The sequence below is a fragment of the Streptomyces sp. bgisy027 genome (genome assembly GCF_057710365.1).
Map to the genome: position 1 here is coordinate 163,504 of NZ_JBYIVZ010000007.1, position 18,687 is coordinate 182,190.

The window sequence follows — 18,687 nt, forward strand, 5'->3', positions numbered from 1 at the left end:
AATTGACAGAAGCTTAGCCTTCGCCGCTCCCCTCTCACAAGGAGACGTTCATGCCCCCGGTCACGGCCGACACGGAGAACGCCTTCGCCGAGTTCGGGCTGCCCGGCAGGCCGGGCACCGACGCGTTCTGGGCGGCTGCCCGCGCACCCGTGTCCGTACCTGCCGAGGGCGGCGGCTGGGCAACCCTGTTCCTGTGGCGGGGGCCCGCGGCGAGCATCGGCTTCGAGAGCTGGTCGGAGCCGGTACCCCTGCGCCGATGGCGCGACACGGACTGCTGGTACGCAGAGGTGCGCATGCCCGCGCGGCTGCGGGTGACCTACCAGCTCCTCGTGGGCGACGCGGCGTACGCCGATCCGCTCAACCCGGTGGGCGCGGGCGGTGACCGGTCGATCGCCGCGACGCCGGACGCCCCGCCCCAGCCGCACTGGCCCGTCGTCGGCCCCGGCACCGATGCCGTCCTGCCCCTGCCCCGCACCCGCATCCGCTGGGCCGGTGAACGGCTCGGCGGGCGGCGTACCGTACGGGTCCACCCCGCGGGTGGCGGTGGGCCGGTGGTCCTGCTCCTCGACGGCGACGACTGGCTGTACCTGCACCCGGCCATGACCGCCTTCGACTCGGCCGTGGCCGCCGGCGACATGCCGCCGGTCACCCTCGTCTTCCTGCCTGCCAAGGACAGGGCGGCCGAGTTCGCGTGCCGGCCCGCACTGTGGGAGGCGGTCCGTGACGAACTGCTGCCGCTGGTGGCGGAGTCCGGCGTACCCGCCGACCTCGGCCGGCTGGTGGTCGCGGGACAGAGCCTCGGCGGGCTCAGCGCGCTGTACGCGGCCTTGGAGTTCCCGGATCTGGTGTCCCGGGTCGCCTGCCAGTCGGGGTCCTTCTGGTGGACGCCCGGGGCCATGGACCTGGCGGACCCCATGAGCGGTCCCGTCGGCGGCGGCATCGCCGCGCGTCTGCTGGAGCGCCCGGAACTGTCGCGACTGCGCATCGCGTTCGACGTCGGGGAGCACGAGACACGGATGCTCCCCCACTGCGAGCGGACCGAGCTGCTCACCCAACAGGCCGGCGCGACCGTACGGGTCTCGCGCTCGGCCGCCGGCCACGACCGGGCGGGCTGGCGGCACGCCCTGCTCAGGGATGTCGCCTGGGCCCTCGGCCGGCGCGTCACCGAGCCACGGCCAGGCAGTAGTCCGCGTCGTCGGCCAGCAGGTTCCGATGCGTGTCCGCCGCCGTGACGACCCCTTCGTCGAGGACGAGGACCCGGTCGGCGACGTCCAGCAGGGCCGGGCTGCTGGTGATCACGACGGTGGTGCGGCCCCGGCGCAGCTTCGCCACATTGCGGGCGATGAGCTGTTCGGTGACCGCGTCGACGGCGGTCGTCGGATCGTGCAGCACCAGGACCTCGCTGTCGGCGGCCAACGCCCGTGCCAGGGAGAGCCGTTGGCGTTGCCCGCCCGACAGGTTGGCGCCTCGGTCGCGGACACCGTGGTCGAGTCCGTCCCGGTGGAGGGCGACGACGTCCGTCAGCATGGACGCCTCGACGGCCTCGGGGACGGTCCGGCTGGTGCCCGAGGGGTCGATGTTCGTGCGGAGCGTGCCGGCGAAGATCTCGCCGTCGTACGGGTTCACCAGCATGTGCGCGCGGACCGCCTCGACCGACAGTTCCCCGAGTTCCCGCCCGCCGACCCGCACCGCGCCCTCGTACGCGTCGGGCGGGACGTTCACCGCCAGGACCGACGCGAGGTCGGCCGCCGCGCGCGGCTGGTAGGCGGCGATCGCCACCAACTCCCCCTGGGCCACCGTGAACTTCAGGTCGCGCAATGTCCCGTACCGGACGCAGTCGACCTCCAGGTTCCCGCTCGCGGACGGGTGTTGCGATCCCGGCGTCATGACCGGCGGCGCGCTCAGGACCAGCGCCATCCGCTCGGCCGAGGCCCGCGCGATCATCACGTACTTCGGCATCTCCGAGAACAGCCTGAGCGGTTCCATGATGAACTGCGCCAGACCCACGGCCATGACGAGTTCCCCGATGTTGATCCGCCCGTCGAAGGCCAGCCAGCCGGCCGTCAGGGTCACGGCGCCGGCCAGGACCGCGTTCAGGGCCAGCGCGGTGCCCGCGTACGCGCCGTTGACCTTGGCGACGGTGACGGCCTGGAGCTTCGCCTCCGTGCTGACGTTGCGGTAGGAGCGGAACGCGGCGTGGTTGCCGCCGAAGCCGTGCAGCGGGCGCAGGCCGGTGATGAGGTCGGCGACCTTGGCACCGGCCCGCGCCACCCGGGCCTGCTGTTCCTGGGTGCTGGACCCGATCCGCCTGGACAGCACACTCAGGACCGACATGATCGCGGCGGTGCCCACGATCACCAGCAGGCCGAGCCGGATGTCGGCCAGGCCCAGCGCGACCGCCGCGACGACCACCGCGACCAGCGAGCTGATCAGCAGGGGCACCACCTCGATGATGTCGGCCGTCTGGTCGGCGTCCTCGGTCGCGATGGTCAGGATCTCGCCGGACTTGAGGCCGGTGTCCCTGGCCACCGGCCGGAGTCCGCAGGCCGCCACCTTCACCCGCCAGCGGTGCGCCTCGGTCGTGTTGGCCTTCTGGAGGATGCGCATCCCGAACCGCCACGACAGCGAGACGGTCGTGATGATCACGGCGAGCACGGCGATGGACAGCCCGAGCGAACCGAGGCTCCGGTTGCGCAGGGTGTGCTCGACGATCAGGCCGAGGGCGATCGGGAACGCGGTCTCGCCCGCCTGGTACAGGCCCATGAGGACGGTGCCCCAGATCATGGCGCCGCGGTTGCGGCGCAGAGCGGTCCGGAGGATGCCGGAGGCGGGCCTGGGCCGCCGCGTGTCAGGAGTTGTCATCGAGGTGGTGGGCAATCGCTTCCGGGGTGCGCAGGGTGAACAGGTCTCGGATCGTGATCACCGGACCGTACTCGCGGCGGAGCAGTCCGATCAGGCGTACCGCCAGCATGGAGTGTCCTCCCAGGGACACGAAGTCGCTCACCGCGCTCACCTCGTCGTCGTCCAGGTCCAGTGCTTCGGCGAAGTACTCGCAGACCACGGTCTCGGTCTCGGTCTCGGGCCCTCGCTCCCCCGCCGTGGTCAGCGCGCCGAGCGGCTTGGCCTCCGGCAACGCCTTCGTGTCAGCCTTCCCGTTCACCGTGAGCGGGATGCTGTCGACCTGGGCGTAGTGCGTCGGCCGCAGGAAGTCCGGCAGCCCGGCACCCACCTCGGCGGCCACCGCCGCCAGGTCCGCGCCGTCCAGCACGAGGTAGGCGGCCAGCCGGTACGCCCCGTCGACCTGTGGATCGGGCTGGGCGACGGCGGCGACGAACCGCACCGCCGGGTGCGCCGCGAACACGGCCTCGACCTCGCCGAGTTCGACCCGGTGCCCCCGGATCTTGACCTGCTGGTCGGTGCGTCCGAGGTAGGTCAGGTTGCCGTCGGGGCGCCGGAGCACCAGGTCCCCGGTGCGGTACATGCGCTCGCCGGGCTCGCCGAAGGGGCACGCGACGAAGCGGTGCCCGGTCTGGCCCGGCTGCCCGAGGTAGCCGCGCGCGATGCCGATGCCCGAGACGTACAGCTCCCCGGGGACGCCGTCCGGCAGGGGCCGCAGCCACGGGTCCAGCACGTACACGTCGGTGTTGTCGATGGCCACTCCCACCACGGGGTCCTCGCACTCGAAGGTGCCGACGCCCAGGGTGTTGATGGTGTACTCGGTGGGTCCGTACAGGTTGTAGCCGACCGTCCCCTCGGTCCCCGCGAGCCGCAGCCACAGTGCGGGGGTGACGGCCTCGCCGCCGAGGAGCACCAGCGGCGGACGCCTCTCGGGGTCGTCCAGCAGCCCCTCGGCGACCAGTTGCTGAGCGTAGGTCGGTGTCACATTGACGACGTCGATGCCGTGTTCCAGGCAGTACTCGACCAGCCGGGGGGCGTCACGGCGCAACTCCTCGTCGCAGATGTGCACTTCGTGCCCGTCGGCGAGCCACAGCAGTTCCTCCCAGGACATGTCGAACGCGAACGACACGGTGTGGGCGATCCGGAAGACCCGGTGCCCGTGCTCGGCCAGGACCGGTTCGAAGATCCGGCGCCGGTGGTTGATCAGCATGTTGGTGAGCCCGGCGTACTCGGTCACGACGCCCTTGGGCTTCCCGGTCGATCCTGAGGTGTAGATCGTGTACGCGGGGTGCCGCAGGCGGTCGGGGTCGTCCGGCGTGAACGTCCGATACGGCTCCGCGTCCGGCAGGGGGCGGTCCAGCTCGATCAGCTCGCCCGTCAGCCGGGGAGACACGGCGCTCACCGTGAGGATCACGTCCGGGCGGGCGTCCGCGACGATCGCGGCGATCCGGTCGTCCGGGTGGTCCAGCTCCAGCGGCACGTAGGCGGCGCCGACGCGCAGGACGGCGAACAGTGCCGCCACCCAGTCGAGGGAGCGCGGGATCGCGAGCCCCACGGTGGTCTCGGGTCCGATACCGCGTGCGGCGAGCACTCCGGCCACCGTCCTGCTGCGGTCCCGCAGTTCGGCGAAGGTCATGGTCGAGCCGTGGGCGACCAGCGCCACCCGCTGCGGGTCACGGTCCGCGGCCTGGTCGAACCGGTCGACGACGGTGTCCGTCCCGACGTCCGAACGCCCGCCCGGCGCGGGCTGCGGCCCCGGACCCGGCAACGCCCCGACCGGTCCCGTCGCCCGGGCCAGGTCTTCGAGTACGCGCAGGTAGTCGTCGAGGAGGCGGCGGGCGTTCGCGTCGTCCTCGTCGCGGTACTCCAGCTTGACCGTGAGGCGGTCCCCGGGTGTGACGACCCACGTGAACGGATAGTGGGTGGAGTCGTCGGCCTGTACCGAGGTGATGCCGTGCCGGGCGTTCATCTCGGCGAACGCGTCCATGTCCAGGAAGTTCTGGAGGACGAACAGGTTGTCGAACAGTATGTCGTGCCCACTGGCCCGCTGGATCTCGCCGAGCCCCAGGTGCTCGTGCTCCATCGCCTCGACCCTGGCCGTCTGTACGGCCGACAGGTACTCGCGGACCGTGTCGTCCGGCCGGGCCCGCGTCCACATGGGCACGGTGTTGAGCAGCACGCCGACGATGCCGGACAGCCCCTCGCCCTCCCGGCCGGAGACCGTCACGCCGAACACGGCGTCGCTGCGGCCCGTGCGGCCGCCCAGCAGCAGGCCGAACCCGCCGCTCAGCACCGAGTTCAGCGTGACGCCGTGCACCTTGGCCGCTTCCCGCAGCAGGTCCGACTCCCCGGCCGACAGCGTGCGCACGAGGGCGCGTGGCAGGGCGTCCGAGAGGGCCGGAGCGGGTCCGGCGAGGAGGGTCGGACCGGGGAGTCCGGCGAGCTGCCCGGCCCAGAAGCGTTCCGATACGGCGGCGTCCTTGGCGTCCAGCGCCCGGGCGTGGTCCTCGAAGCTGGGCGCGGCCGGGGCCGGGGCCGGCAACGTGCCCGTGAGGACGGCCTGATAGGCGTCGAACAAGTCCCCGAGCACGATCTCGCGGGACCAGCCGTCCCACAGCAGCAGGTGGTAGCTGAGCAGCAGGCCGTCGCGGTCGTCGGGCAGACGCACCACGGTCATCCGGATCAACGGCGGCTCGTCCGGGTCGAATCCCGTGTCGCGGTCGCGGGCGCGCAGGGCCTCGACCTCCGGCTCCGTGGACAGGGTGATCGTACGGATCCCCACGCGGCGGCCGGACGCGAGCGTCTGGACGGGGTTGCCGTTCTCGTCGGTGGTGAAGCCGGCGCCCACGACCGGGTGCCGGGCGATCACGTACGCCATCGCCTCGGCGAGTGCGCCGGTGTCCAGACGCCGGTCGAAGGTGAACCAGCTCTGCGCGACGTAGTGTCCGGCCGAACCCGCCATCTGTGCCTGGAAGTACAGGCCGCGCTGCAGCGGGGTGACCGGAGCCGTGCGCTCGGCCGTCGCGGAGGCTTCCGCCACGCCGTGCACCGCGGCGAGCCAGTGCTCGGTGATCTCGTCGGGGACGCTCTCCGCGAGGGTGAAGGCCGCGTGCAGGCTTCCGGTCGCCTCGTCGAGCCAGGCGTTGACCTCGACGGCGTACGGACTGCTCTGGCCGCCGCCCGTGATGTGCAGCGCCCGGGATTCGCTGCCCCGGCCGAGGTAGTTGAACAGCACCTGCGGGCGGGCGGTGAGCAGCGGGGCCGTCTGCGGGTCGAGGTATCGGAGCTGTCCGTAGGCGACGTGTGCGCGCTCGTCCGGCTGACGTTCCGCGAGCTCACGGGCCGCCGCCACCGGGTCGGTGTGTGCGGTGAGCCGTACGGGCGCGATGGAGGTGAACCAGCCGACGGTGCGGGTGTAGTCGTGGTGCTCCAGGGCCGGGACCCGGCCGTGCCGCTCCAGTTCGATCGTGAGGTCGGTGGGCGCCCGCTGGATGCGGGTCAGTGCGGTGCGCAGGGCGCCGCACAGCAACTCGGTGAGGCCGACGCCGAGCGCGGCGGGCGCGGTCCGGGTCACACGGTCACTGACCTCGGGCGCCAGGACGACCGTCGTCTCACGGAGTCCTTCGACGGCGGGCAGCAGCGGGGGCGCCGCGAGTGCGGTGATCCAGTGCGCGAGGCCGTCGATCGCTCGGGGCGCGTGGAGCGCCAGCGCCTCGGCGTACTCGGCGTAGGAGGTGGTCGGTGGCGCCAGGGGCTCCCCGCGCAGGGCGGCGGCCAGATCCTCCAGGAGGATCAGCCAGGACACCGAGTCGACGGCGAGATGGTGCACGGTGACGACCAGGGTCCGGGTCGGCTCCAGCCACGCGAAACCGATGACCTCGCCGGACTCGGGGTCGAGGCGTCCGGCGGCCTCGTTCGCCGCCGTCGTGGGATCGGACGTGTCCGGCCGTACGACGCTGACGTCGCGGTGGGCTTCGGTGCGCAGGGCCCACACGCCGTGCTCGATGCGCAGCCGGAGCCGGAGGGCGGGGTGGGCGGCGACGACGGCGTTCGCGGCCCGCTCGACGTCGGCGAGGCCGGCGGCCTCGGGGGTCGGCAGCGTTCTTGCCTGGGCGAACCGGGTGAGGGACCCGCCCAGTTGGCGCCGGCGCAGGATGATCGGTGTCAGAGGCAGCGGGCCGTCCGCACGAGGGGCGGGGGCGGGTACGGCAGCCTGCGGGGCGCTCGTCGCGAGGTGCCCGGCGAGCGCGCGGGGAGTCCTGAGCAGGAACACGTCCCGGGGTGCGATCGCGATACCCAGTGCCCTGGCCCGGTTGATGACGGTGATGGCGACGATGCTGTCGCCTCCGGCGCGGAAGAAGTCGGTGTCGGCGTCCACCTCGGTGCCGGGCAGGGTCTCGGTGAAGAGGGCGACGAGGGTCGCGAGCGCGGACTCACTGCCCCCCGCGGGCGACGTTGCCGACGTGGCGGCAGTCTCCGCGGAGCGCTTCGCCAGGGCCTTGCGGTCGAGCTTGCCGTTGACCGTCAGCGGAAGCGCGTCGACCGTCAGCACCCGCCCCGGCACCATGTGCGCAGGCAGCTTTCCGGACAGCGACTCGGTGAGGTCCTGCGGCACTCCGCCCACGACGTGGGCGACCAGGTGGTCGGCGCCCTCCGCCACGGTGACGGCCACGTCGATCACACCGTCGAGTTCCCTGACCGCCGACTCCACCTCGCCCAACTCCACCCGGAATCCCTTGAGTTGGATCTGGTCGTCGGCTCGGCCGGTGAACTCCAGCTCACCGTCCAGTGTGCGGCGGGCGAGGTCGCCCGTGTGGTACATGCGGGAGCCGTCCGCGGCGAACGGGTTCGCCACGAACCGGGAGGCGGTCAGCCCCGGCCTGCCCAGATAGCCGAGCGACACCTGGTCGCCGGCGACGTAGATGGCACCCACCCGTCCCGGCGGCACGGGGCGCAGCCGGTCGTCGAGCAGGTGGGTGACCAGACCGGGGATGGCGCCGCCGATGGGGCTGACCTCGTCGCCGAGCGCGAAGTCCTCGTCGGTGAGCACCCGATGGGTGACGTGGACGGTGGTCTCCGTGATGCCGTACATGTTGACCAGCTCCGGCGACGTGGTGCCGTGCCGCTCGACCCAGCCGCGCAGCCGGCCGAGTTCCAGTGCCTCGCCTCCGAAGATGATCCGGCGCAGTGCGGGGAGCGCCTCGCCGGTGTGCCGGTCGGCCTCGATGAACTGGTGGAAGGCCGAGGGGGTTTGGTTGAGCACGCTCACCCCGCGCTCCCGGACCAGCCGGTGGAAGTCGACCGGGGAGCGGGTCAGCCCGTACTCCGGCACCAGCAGCTCGCCGCCGTACGCCAGCGCGCCCCACAGCTCCCAGACCGCGAAGTCGAAGGAGAAGGAGTGGAACTGGACCCACACGTCGTGCGGGCCGAAGTCCATGTCGGGCTGGGTGTTGGCGAGCAGCGTGACCACACTGGAGTGCGGGACGACGACGCCCTTGGGCCGGCCCGTCGATCCGGACGTGTAGATGACATAGGCGGGGTCGTGCCCGCTCACCTCGGGCTCGGCGCCGTCCCCCACCGGCAGTTCGTCCCCCTGTACGAGGACCCGGGCCGGCACACCCGCCGCGGTCAGCAGCTCCGTGAAGCGGTCCCGCTGCCCGGGAGCCACGAGGACGACCTGGGGGGCGGCATCGGCGAGGATGTACTCCAGCCGTTCATCGGGGTACGCCAGGTCCAGCGGCACATACGCGCCGCCCGCGCTGACGATCGCGACCAGAGCGACGACCTGCTCGACGGAGCGCGGGACAGCGACGGCGACCCGCCTGCCCGGCCCGACCCCGGCCGTGCGCAGGGCCGAGGCCAGTCGGTTCTTCGCCTCGGCCAGTTCGCCGTAGCTCAGGGACCGGCCGCCGCCGTCCAGGTCGCACTGCGTGACGGCGGTGGCCGCCGGGTCGCGTTGCGCGGCGGTGTCGAACAGTCCGCCCAGGGTCGTGGGAGCGATCCGCGCGGGCAGCCGGTCGCGCTCGGGTGCGAGGTCGGCGACCCGGGCGTCCGGCCGGGTGAGCAGACCGGTGAGCGTCGAGGAGAACGTGCGCAGGATCGCCTGGGCGGTCGCCTCCCGCAACAACTCACCGTCGTGGATCAGATTGAAGCGCGCACGTCCGTCGAGCGCACGCTCCACCACCAGCGTCAACGGATAGTGAGGCGCGCCCTCGTTCACGATGTCGGTGACGCCGAGGGTGTCGCCGGCCCGTCGCAGCGCCGCCACGTCGGTGGCGACGTCGAACACCACCAGGGTGTCGAACAGGGAGCCGGAGCCGGCCTGGCGGCCGATCCTCGCCAGCGAGACATGCTGGTGCGGCAGCACCGCGCTCTGGTGCTCCCGCACCGAGGCGAGCAGGTCGCCCGCCGTCGTCGTGCCGTCCCAACGGGTCCGTACGGGAATGGTGTTGATGAACAGACCCACCATGTCCTCGATGCCGGGCACGTCGGCGTCGCGGCCGGACACCGTCGAGCCGAACACCACGTCCGTGCTGTGCAGGATGCCGCCCAGCGTCACCGCCCAGGCGCTGTGCACGGCGACGCTCAGCGGTACGCCGGCCGAGCGGGCGGCGGCGTCGATGTCGTTCCCCGGCGCCAGGGCGATGTCGGTGAACCGGCCGGACGGCGTGTGCTCCGCGGCGACCAGGGAGGGGCCGGGCAGTTGAGCGAGTTGCTCGTGCCAGACACGGTCGCTCTCGTCGTCGTCCCGCCCGGCGAGCCGGCTGACGTAGTCGGGGAAGCCGCCGACGGGGTACACGGTTCCGGGCGCGTGGTACTCGGCCAGCAGCGCGCGGAGCATCGGCGGCACCGACCAGCCGTCGGCGATGATGTGGTGCACGGTCTGCACCAGGACGTCACGGCCGGAGCCGGTGCGGATGAGCGTGTACCGCATGAGCGGGCCGGTGGCCAGGTCGAACCCGGCGCGGCGGTCGCCCTCGGCGTACTCGCGTATCCCGGCGTCGGTGATCCCTGGGCGGTCCAGGGTGGTGAAGGGCGCCTCCACGCCGCTGTCCAGTACGGAGACCACACGGCCGTCGGCGAGGGCCACGAACCGGGCGGCCAGGTTCGGGTACAGCGCGAGCAGACGGGTGGCCGCCGCCGCGAGCCGGTCGGCGTCCACCTCGCCCCGGAGCGTCAGGAGTTGCTGTTCGACGTAGGCGCCCGCGGAGTCGTCGTCGAAGACCGAGTGGAAGTACAGGCCCTCCTGCAAGGGGGTCAGCGGCAGGATGTCCGCCAGTGCCGGGCCGTCCAGTTCGTCGACGTCGGTCTGGGTGAGCGGGACGAGGGCGAAGTCGCTGGGCGAGTGCCCGCCCTCGTCGAGCGCGGCCAGGCCGGTGAGGGCCGTTCGGAAGTACTCGCCGAGGGTCGTGATGTCCTCGTCGGTGAACATGCCGTCGGGCCAGGAGACGGTGGTGACGAGTTCGTACTGGCCGCCGGTGCCCGGTTCGGCGATGGCGTTGAACTCCAGGGGGCGCGGCAGCCGCATCCTCGGGTCGCGCTTCTCACCCAACTGGCCTGTCGCATACGTGAGTTGCCAGTCCCCCGCGGCTCCCGCGTCGAATCGGCCGAGGTAGTTGAAGAGGACCTGCGGTGCCGGCGCGTCGAACTCGACCTGGGCGAGGTGGCGAAGGGCACCGTAGGAGACGCCGTTGTCCGGTACGTCGGCGAGGTCCTCCTTGACCGCCTTCAGCGCGGCGGTCAGGTACTCGGGCGCCGTGAAGTCGGCCGTAGCGCCGGGGTCCACGGTCACCGGGAACAGGGTGGTGAACCAGCCCACGGTTCGGGACAGTTCGGGCTCGAAGCCGGCCGAGCCCGCCACGAACCGTCCCTCACGGCCATGGCCTTCGAGTTCGATGTGCGCGAAGGTCTGCGCCTGGCCGAGGTCGCGGCGCCATCGGGCGAGGGCGACGGCGAGCGCGGTCAGCAGGACGTCGTTGACGCCCGCGTGGAACTTCGCGGGGATCTCGCCCAGCAGCGCGGCCGTGACGTCGGGGGCCACCGACACCGTGTGCAGCCGCTCCCGTGCGACGGTGTCGGCCTCGGCCGGCGGGCGCCTGCCGAGCTGCTCGTCCTCGCCCGGCAGGCTACGGCGGTAGTAGGAACTGTCCGCGTCGAACGCCGCGCGCTCCAGCAACTGTGTCCAGCGCCGGAACGACGTGCCCACCGGGGGCAGTTCGATCGGCGAGCCCGAGGTGACCTGCCGCCACGCCGTGAGCAGGTCCTCCATCAGGACCCGCCAGGACACGCCGTCGATCACCACGTGGTGCGCGACCAGTACCAGTTGCCGGGCCTCGCTGCGCCAGACGGCCCGCAGCATCACGCCTCCGGTCGGGTCGAGCCCGGCGGTGGCGAGCGCGACGCACTCGTCGAGCGGCCGGTCGCTCTCCTGCCAGCGAGCGGTGGTCCGGTCGGCCTCGGGTATGCGGAAGCTCCAGCGTTCCCCGCGCACCAGCTCGGCGCGGAGCATGTCGTGCCGCCGGACCAGGGCGGTGAGGACCGCGTCGAGGGTGCCGGCGGTCAGGTCCGCCGGCGTGTTCAGTACGACCGACTGGACGAATCCGTCGATCGCGTCCGTGGTCTCGCCGAGCCACTGCACGATGGGCGAGCCCACGACGGTCCCGGTCGCGACATCGCGGTGGTCCACCGCGGTGACGTCGTCACGGCTCGCGACCGCCGCCAGCGTTCCCACGGTGCTGTGGGTGAAGATCTGCCGTGCCGTGACGTGGAGGCCGACGTCGCGCAGCGCGCTCAGCAGCGAGATCGCGAGGATGCTGTCCCCGCCGAGCTGGAAGAAGTCCTGCTCGACACCGACCTCTTCGAGCCGCAGCACCGACGCGACAGCGGCGCACACGGCGCGCTCGTTCTCGGTCGTGGGCCGGCTCAGCCCGCCGGTGTCCGTCGCGGGTTCGGGCAGGGCGTTGCGGTCGAGCTTGCCGTTGGCGGTGAGCGGGAACTCGCTCATGACGACGATGTGGGCGGGCACCATGTACTCGACCATGTGCTCGCCCGCCCAGGCCCTGACCTCGTCGGCTCGCAGGTCCTCGCTTCCGGCGGCCGGGATGACGTACCCCACGAGGTAGGTGCCGCCCGCCGTGTTCTTCCTGGCGACGACGCAGGTGTGCCGCACGCGGGGGTGCTCCGCGAGGCCGGCCTCGACGTCCTCCGTCTCCAGCCGCATTCCGCGGATCTTGATCTGGTTGTCGGCCCTGCCGAGGAAGTCCAGCGACCCGTCGGGGGCGTACCGGGCGAGGTCACCGGTGCGGTAGAGCCGGGAGCCGTCGGTGGCGAAGGGGTTGGCGACGAACCGGGAGGCCGTCAGGCCGGGTGCGCCCGCGTACCCGCGCCCGAGCAGGAAGCCGCCCACGTAGAGTTCGCCGCCGACGCCGACCGGGACCGGGCGCAACTCGTCGTCCAGGACGTACAGCTGGGTGTTGGGGTTGGCCTTGCCGATGGAGGTCGACAGCCGTTCCGCGGCTCCCCGGTAGATGACGTGCGAGACGCCGATCGTCGTCTCGGCGGGGCCGTAGCCGTGGTACAGGGGGATGTCGAGCCTGGTGCGGAACCGCTCGTACAGTTCCGGGGTCAGCACCTCGCCCCCGCACCACACGTGCCGCAGGCTGTCCAGCCGTCCGGAGTCGCCGGCCATCTCCAGCAGCACGTCGAGCATGGACGACACCAGGTAGGTGAAGGTGACGCGCCGCTCGGCGATGACGCTCAGCAGGTGGTGGGGGTCGCGTTCGCCGCCGGGCCGCAGCACGACGAGCCGGGCGCCGCTCACCAGCGGCAGGAAGATCTCGTTGATGGAGATGTCGAACGACAGCGGAGCCTTGAACAGCGAGGCGTCGTCGTGGCCGAAGCCCAGGATCTCGTCGACCTGCCACAGCAGGCGTTCGCTGATCGCCTCGTGCCGGATCATCGCCCCCTTCGGCCGTCCGGTCGACCCGGATGTGAAGATCACGTAGGCGAGTGCCCGGCCGGGGACGGTGACCTCGGGCCCCTCGGTGGGGCGGGAACCGAACCGCCAGTCGTCCAGGTCGACGGCCACGGCTTCCGGTTCGTCCGGGGCGTGCTCCCCCACGTCGTTGAGCTGTGCCGCGACCCGGGCGTCCGCGATGACGACGGCCCGGCGTGCGGCGGGCCACTGCGGGTCGAGCGGCACGAACGCGCAGCCCGCCCGGAGTACGCCGAGCAGCCCGATCACCATCTCGGCGGAGCGGGGCAGGGAGATGCCGACGACCTGTTCGGCGGTCAGTCCGCGTTCGCTCAGATGGTGAGCCAACTGGGCGGACAGCGCCGCTGCCTGACGGTAGGTCAGCGAGCGGCGCTCGTCGACGATCGCGATGGCGTCCGGCCTGTGCCGCGCCTGCTCGAGGAACATCTCCACGACGGTCGGACGGATGCGGTCGGCCCGGGTGTCGTTCCACCGGGCCAGCGCTTCGAGCCTCGCCGCCACGGTGGACGGCCCGATGGTCCCGACGGGGCGGTCGGGGAAGTCGGCCAGGTCGTCCAGCGCCGACTGTGCCTCGCCGGGGTCGACGCCGTCCGGGACGGAGAGGGTCCGGCCGTCCGTGCCGACCGCCCAGCCGGCGGGCACGTCACCGCCGTTGTCCACCCAGCCGAGGACTTCGGTGAAGAGGGTGCCGGGTGCGAGGTCGATGCCGTCGGGGCCGAGACCTGTCGCCCAGTACGACAGCGCGATCGCGCACGCCCCGACGATCGTCCGGTCGGAGTGTGCGCCGATTCGCCGGCGTACGGCGGCCAGTTGCCGGGGGGACAGCAGTACGTGACGAGCGCTCGGTTCCATCATCGAAGACTCCGCGTTCCTTCCACCGTACGAAAGTCGGCCCATCTCGGATCAGGGATTGCTCAGCTGCCCTCTCGCCAGGCGCGCCACAGTCGTGCGTACCGGCCGCCCAGAGCCACCAGTTCCTCGTGCGTGCCCTGTTCCACGACGCGTCCCGCGTCCAGCACGGCGATCCGGTCGGCTGCCATCGCCTGGGTCAGCCGGTGTGCCACGAACAGCGTGGTGCGGCCCGCGCATGCGGCCAGCACGGCCCGCTCCAGTTCGGCGGCGCCTTCGCTGCCCGCCTCCGCCGTCGACTCGTCGAGCACCACCACCGGTGAACCGGCGAGCACCAGCCGGGCCAGGGCGATCTGCGCGACCTTAGTGACGTCCAGGCGCTCACCGCCCTCGCCGACCGGGGTGTGCGCTCCGTCGGGCAGCGCCTCGACCCACTCTTCGGCGCCGACCGTGCGCAGCGCCTCCATCAGCTCGGCGTCGGTCGCGGCCGGCGCGGCCAGCCGCAGGTCGTCGGCGAGCGGCCCGGAGAACACGTGCGTCTCCTGCGTCAGGATGCTCACCAGGGCCCGCGCCCCGGCCTCGTCGAGTCGGGCGAGGTCGGTGGAGCCGATCCGCACGGACCCCGCCTCCGGTGTCCCTGTGCCCGCGATCAGCGCGGCCAGGGTCGTCTTTCCTGCCCCTGTCGCCCCCACCAGCGCGAGCGAGCCGCCGGCCGGGATGGTCAGGTTCACGTCCCGCAGGACCGGCTCCTCGCCGCCGGGATAGCGGAACGTCAGCCCCTCCACCGTCACCGGATACGCTCCGGCGCCGGCCGCCTCGACGGCCGTGTCGCCCACCAGCCGGTCCTGCGTGGGCTCCTCCAGCACGCCGACGAGGCGGGTCAGGCTCGCGCCCGATTTCTGTGCCTCGTCGAAGGTGAACATGATGGCGCCGAGCGGGACGAACAGCCGGTGGAAGAGCAGCGGGGCCGCGGAGACCTCGCCCAGGGTGGCGGCGTCGGTCTCCAGCAGGACGTATCCGACGAGCAGGATCAGGGTCAGTCCGATGAACTCGGCGCGGTTCTCCCGGCCGACGAAGCGGCCGAAGAACCGGAACACGTCGATACCGAGGTCGCGCACCCGCCACGACTCCTCGGTGACCTTCTCGCGGAAGGCGCCCTCCAGACGGTACGCCCGGACCGTGTCGATGCCGTTCAGACCGCTGATGAGCGCCTGCGCACGGTCGGCCTGAGCGGCCCGCTGCTGCTGGTAGAGCGGGGCGGACCGGGGCAGGTACCAGCGCAGGGCCAGCGCGTAGGCGGGCAGCGCGCCGGCTCCGGCCAGGCCGAGCCGCCAGTCCAGGCCGAACATGCCGGTCGTGGCGATGACGACGAGGACGCCCGCCGAGAACACCGTGGGGATGGCCGTACGGATGCCCTTGGAGATGACGGCCACGTCGTCGCCGACCCGGGAGAGCACGTCTCCCCGGCCGACCTGCTCGATCCGTGCGCTGGGCATCCCGAGCACCGCGCGGACGGCGCCCTCGCGGAGCCGCGCGAGCAAGTCCGCGCCCAGGCGCCCGATCAGGTACGTCGACACCGCGGTGGCCGCCGCGCCGAGCAGTGCGGCGGCCACGATCAACGCCCCGATGCCGACCAGGATGGAGCGCGCCTCGCCCTCGACCACACCGTCGACCACGCGGCCGAGCAGCAGCAGGGGGAGGACTTGGAGCGCCGCCCCCGCCACCGTGGTGAGCACGGTGGCGACCGTCAGCCAGGGCGCTTCGCGGCAGTGCGCCACGACCCATCGGGTGGCCTCGCGTCCGGTCGCCGTGCGCAGGGTCGCCGGGGCGACGCGCGTGTCGGTGCTGCTCACACCTGACCGGCCGACTTGACGAGCTCGTCGATCGCGTACGGCATGGAGAGCAGGGTGCCCTGCGAGATGGCCGCGCCGACCGCCGGACCCTCGCTGTCCAGCAGGTACGACACCTTGCCGTTCTTCACCGCGTCGAGGTTGGTGAACAGCTTGAACTTCTTCAACGCCTCCGTGTCCGCCTTGTCGTTGATGACGAAGATACGGTCGACGTCGACCAGGTCGATGCGCTCCGGCGACAGCTTGGTGTAGAAGCTGCCGTCGGCGACCTTGTCGATCTCGGTCTGGTACTTGAAGCCGATGCCCGACACCAGCCGTCCGCGCACGTCGGTGGAGGTGAACGGCGCCACCGAGTTCTCGTACCAGGACAGCGCGACCGCGGTCTCCTTCCCGAACTCGGGGTGTGCCTTCTTGGCAGCGTCGAGCTGGTCCTGCACGTCCGCGATCATCTTCTCGCCCTCGTCCGCCTTGCCGAGGGCCTTGGAGATCTGCAGCGCGTTGTCCTGCCAGGGCGCGCTGAACGGCTCCTTCTCCGTCTTGGTACGGCCCACCGTCGGAGCGATCTTGGAGAGCTTGTCGTAGGCGGCCTGGTCGACCTCGGAGTAGACGGCGATGATCAGGTCGGGGCGCAGGGCGGCGATCTTCTCGAAGTTGGGGCCGGAGTCACCGTTCTTCATGATGACCTCGGGCTCGGTGTCGCCCCACTTGTCCTTCGTCCAGGGCCACTGGGTGTTGATGTCGGGGCTCCGGCCCGCGGGGTTCGGGTACTGGTCGGTCATGCCGACGGGCTTGATGCCGAACGCGAGGACGGTCTGGTCGTCGGTGTAGCCGACGGTGACGACCCGTTCGGGGGTCTTGGTGATCTTCGTGGATCCGAATGCGTGCTCCACGGTGACCGGGAATACGCCGGCGGCGGCAGTCGAGCCCTTGCCGCTCGTGCTGTCCGAGGAGTCGGACGAGTCGGAACCGCATCCGGCGAGGAGGCCCACGCCGAGCGTCGCGGCGGACAGGACGGCCGCCAGCCGCCGCCAGGGCTTCACACGTGTCGTTCTGGTGAGGAGCATCCGCATTCCCCTTGCTTTCGCGCTTTCCACTGCACCCCCGTCTAAGGGCAGGCAAACCTTAGCGTGAGCGGATGAGGTAAGCCTAGCCTAACCTCTCCAACTTCCCTGCGATCTAGGGGAGTTGAACATGTGCACGACCGATCGGCACGATCAGAGGCCGGTCCCCCACCGGGTCGTCGATCACCATGGCGCGCAGTCCGAACGCCTCGTGCAGCAGTTCGGCGGTGATCACGTCACGCGGGTGGCCCTGCGCCAGGATCGAACCCTCCTTCATCACCACGAGGTTGTCGCTGTAGCGCGTGGCCAGGTTGAGGTCGTGCAGCACCATGACCACCGTGCACCCCGACTCGTGCAGGTCGTCCACCAGGTCGAGCACGTCGATCGCGTGCGCCAGGTCCAGATAGGTGGTCGGTTCGTCCAGCAGCAGCAGGTCGGTGCCCTGGGCCAACGTCATGGAGATCCAGACGCGTTGACGCTGTCCGCCGGACAGCGAGTCGACCGGGCGGTCGCCCAGGTCGGAGACCCCGGTCATGGCCAGCGCCCGCTCCACGACGGCGGCGTCGTCCGACGACCACTGCCGCAGCCAGCTCTGGTGCGGATGGCGGCCCCTGGCGACCAGGTCGGCCACCGTCAGCCCCTCCGGCGCGACCGGCGCCTGCGGCAGCAGGCCCAGCTTCTTCGCCACGTCCCTGGTCCTGAGCCTGCCGATGTCGTCACCGTCCAGTACGACCGTCCCCCTGGCCGGCTTGAGCAACCGTGACAGCGTCCGCAACAGGGTCGACTTCCCGCAGCCGTTGGGCCCTATGATCGTGGTGACGACCCCGGACGGGATCGCCACGTCCAGATCCTCGATGACCGTCCGGGCGCCGTACCCGACGCTGACGCCGTCGGCCGCCAGCCGTGAGGCGTCGACGACCGGGGCCACCTCGGTCACAGTGTGCTGAGCCCCCACAGGGTCCCCCTCCGTTCAGGCTTGTTCACCCTTGCTCCGGCTGTCTGAGGTTGGCACGCACCAGCAGATGGACAAGGAAGGGACCGCCGATGGCGGCGGTGACCACGCCGACCGGGAGACCGATCGGCAGTGCCGTGCGCGCGAGGAGGTCCGCACCGATCAGCAGCAGGGCGCCCACCACGCCGGACGCCACGATCGGCGGCGTCGGGCATCTCACCAGCCGCATGGCGACCTGCGGCGCCACCAGCGCGACGAACGGGACCGGACCCGCGGCGCTCACCGCCACACCGGCCAGCAGCACCGCGCACAGCAACAGCACCGCGCGCACCCTCGTGTACCGCACACCCAGGCCCGCGGCGACGTCGTCGCCGAGGTGCAGCGGTTTGAACTGGAAGGAGACACCGGCGACGACGACCAGGAGGAAGAGCGTGCCCCAGATCGCCACCCCGACCTCGTCCCACGACCGGCCGTCCAGCGAACCGACCAACCACGCCTGGGCCCGGGCCACGTCCCTGATGTCGGCCCTGACCAGCAGCCAGGTGGTGATCGCCTCCGTCACCGCGCTCACCGAGATGCCGATGAGGATGAGCCGGAAGCCGTCGATCCCCCGCCGCCAGGCCAGGAAGTACACCAGGAGTCCGGTGCCGAGCCCGCCCGCGAGCGCCGCCGCGGAAAGGCCCACGGCGTCGACGACCGCCGCGGCGGTGCCACCGGACACGGTCACCAGGAACACCGCGACCGCGCTGGCGCCCCCGGTGATGCCGAGGATGTCGGGACTGGCCAGCGGGTTGCGGGCGACGGACTGAGTGATCGCCCCGGACACTCCGAGCGCCACCCCGACGACGAGCCCCGCCAGCGCACGCGGCATCCGCAGGTCCATGATGACGAACTCGTCGACCTGCTCGCCCCGGCCGAGGAGCGTGGCGATCACCTGGTCCAGGCCGATGGGGAAGTCCCCTATGCCGATGGACAGGCAGAACGCCAGGAAGGTCGCGGCGGCCAGCACCACGGTGATGAGCACGTTCCAGGGGCGCCAGACGAACGACACGGCCCCGAGGCGCACGCCGGGCGTCATCGCCG

General features: G+C 71.7%; 7 protein-coding genes. 1 reads left to right on the top strand and 6 read right to left on the bottom strand.

The genetic code is table 11. From position 1 onward, the window contains the following. The first annotated feature begins 50 nt into the window (after positions 1 to 50). Positions 51 to 1,232 carry an alpha/beta hydrolase-fold protein gene (locus AC3ETA_RS09985; protein WP_432192453.1) on the top strand — a complete coding sequence of 394 codons (1,182 nt, stop codon included), beginning with the start codon at positions 51 to 53 and terminating at the stop codon, positions 1,230 to 1,232. On the opposite strand, the gene AC3ETA_RS09990 is transcribed toward AC3ETA_RS09985, so the two are convergent. The 6 genes from AC3ETA_RS09990 to AC3ETA_RS10015 form a co-directional block, all read right to left on the bottom strand. Beyond that, a complete protein-coding gene (locus AC3ETA_RS09990) occupies positions 1,162 to 2,862 on the bottom strand; it encodes an ABC transporter ATP-binding protein (protein ID WP_432192454.1) in 1,701 nt (566 codons plus the stop codon). The genes AC3ETA_RS09985 and AC3ETA_RS09990 overlap by 71 nt on opposite strands. Further along, positions 2,849 to 13,747, bottom strand: coding sequence for a non-ribosomal peptide synthetase (locus AC3ETA_RS09995; RefSeq protein ID WP_432192455.1), 10,899 nt, complete (start codon positions 13,745 to 13,747; stop codon positions 2,849 to 2,851). The genes AC3ETA_RS09990 and AC3ETA_RS09995 overlap by 14 nt, the downstream gene beginning before the upstream one ends. Positions 13,748 to 13,806: 59 nt before the next feature. Further along, positions 13,807 to 15,594 (bottom strand): ABC transporter ATP-binding protein, encoded by a 1,788-nt coding sequence (locus tag AC3ETA_RS10000; protein ID WP_432192456.1) that lies wholly within the window; start codon positions 15,592 to 15,594, stop codon positions 13,807 to 13,809. Next, positions 15,591 to 16,655: an iron-siderophore ABC transporter substrate-binding protein gene (locus AC3ETA_RS10005; protein ID WP_432192457.1), complete on the bottom strand. Its 1,065-nt coding sequence runs from the start codon at positions 16,653 to 16,655 to the stop codon at positions 15,591 to 15,593. Before AC3ETA_RS10005 ends, AC3ETA_RS10000 begins: the two co-directional genes overlap by 4 nt. Positions 16,656 to 16,767: 112 nt before the next feature. Then, positions 16,768 to 17,607, bottom strand: coding sequence for an ABC transporter ATP-binding protein (locus AC3ETA_RS10010; RefSeq protein WP_432192458.1), 840 nt, complete (start codon positions 17,605 to 17,607; stop codon positions 16,768 to 16,770). 25 nt (positions 17,608 to 17,632) lie between these two features. Continuing rightward, positions 17,633 to 18,682, bottom strand: coding sequence for a FecCD family ABC transporter permease (locus AC3ETA_RS10015; RefSeq protein ID WP_432192459.1), 1,050 nt, complete (start codon positions 18,680 to 18,682; stop codon positions 17,633 to 17,635). Positions 18,683 to 18,687: the final 5 nt, after the last annotated feature.

Bases quoted from the DNA above. Each gene is read 5' to 3' on its own strand.
- AC3ETA_RS10015 (WP_432192459.1), bottom strand. From the start codon at position 18,682: ATGACGCCCGGCGTGCGCCTCGGGGCCGTGTCGTTCGTCTGGCGCCCC.
- AC3ETA_RS09990 (WP_432192454.1), bottom strand. From the start codon at position 2,862: ATGACAACTCCTGACACGCGGCGGCCCAGGCCCGCCTCCGGCATCCTC.
- AC3ETA_RS10005 (WP_432192457.1), bottom strand. From the start codon at position 16,655: ATGCTCCTCACCAGAACGACACGTGTGAAGCCCTGGCGGCGGCTGGCG.
- AC3ETA_RS09995 (WP_432192455.1), bottom strand. From the start codon at position 13,747: ATGATGGAACCGAGCGCTCGTCACGTACTGCTGTCCCCCCGGCAACTG.
- AC3ETA_RS09985 (WP_432192453.1), top strand. From the start codon at position 51: ATGCCCCCGGTCACGGCCGACACGGAGAACGCCTTCGCCGAGTTCGGG.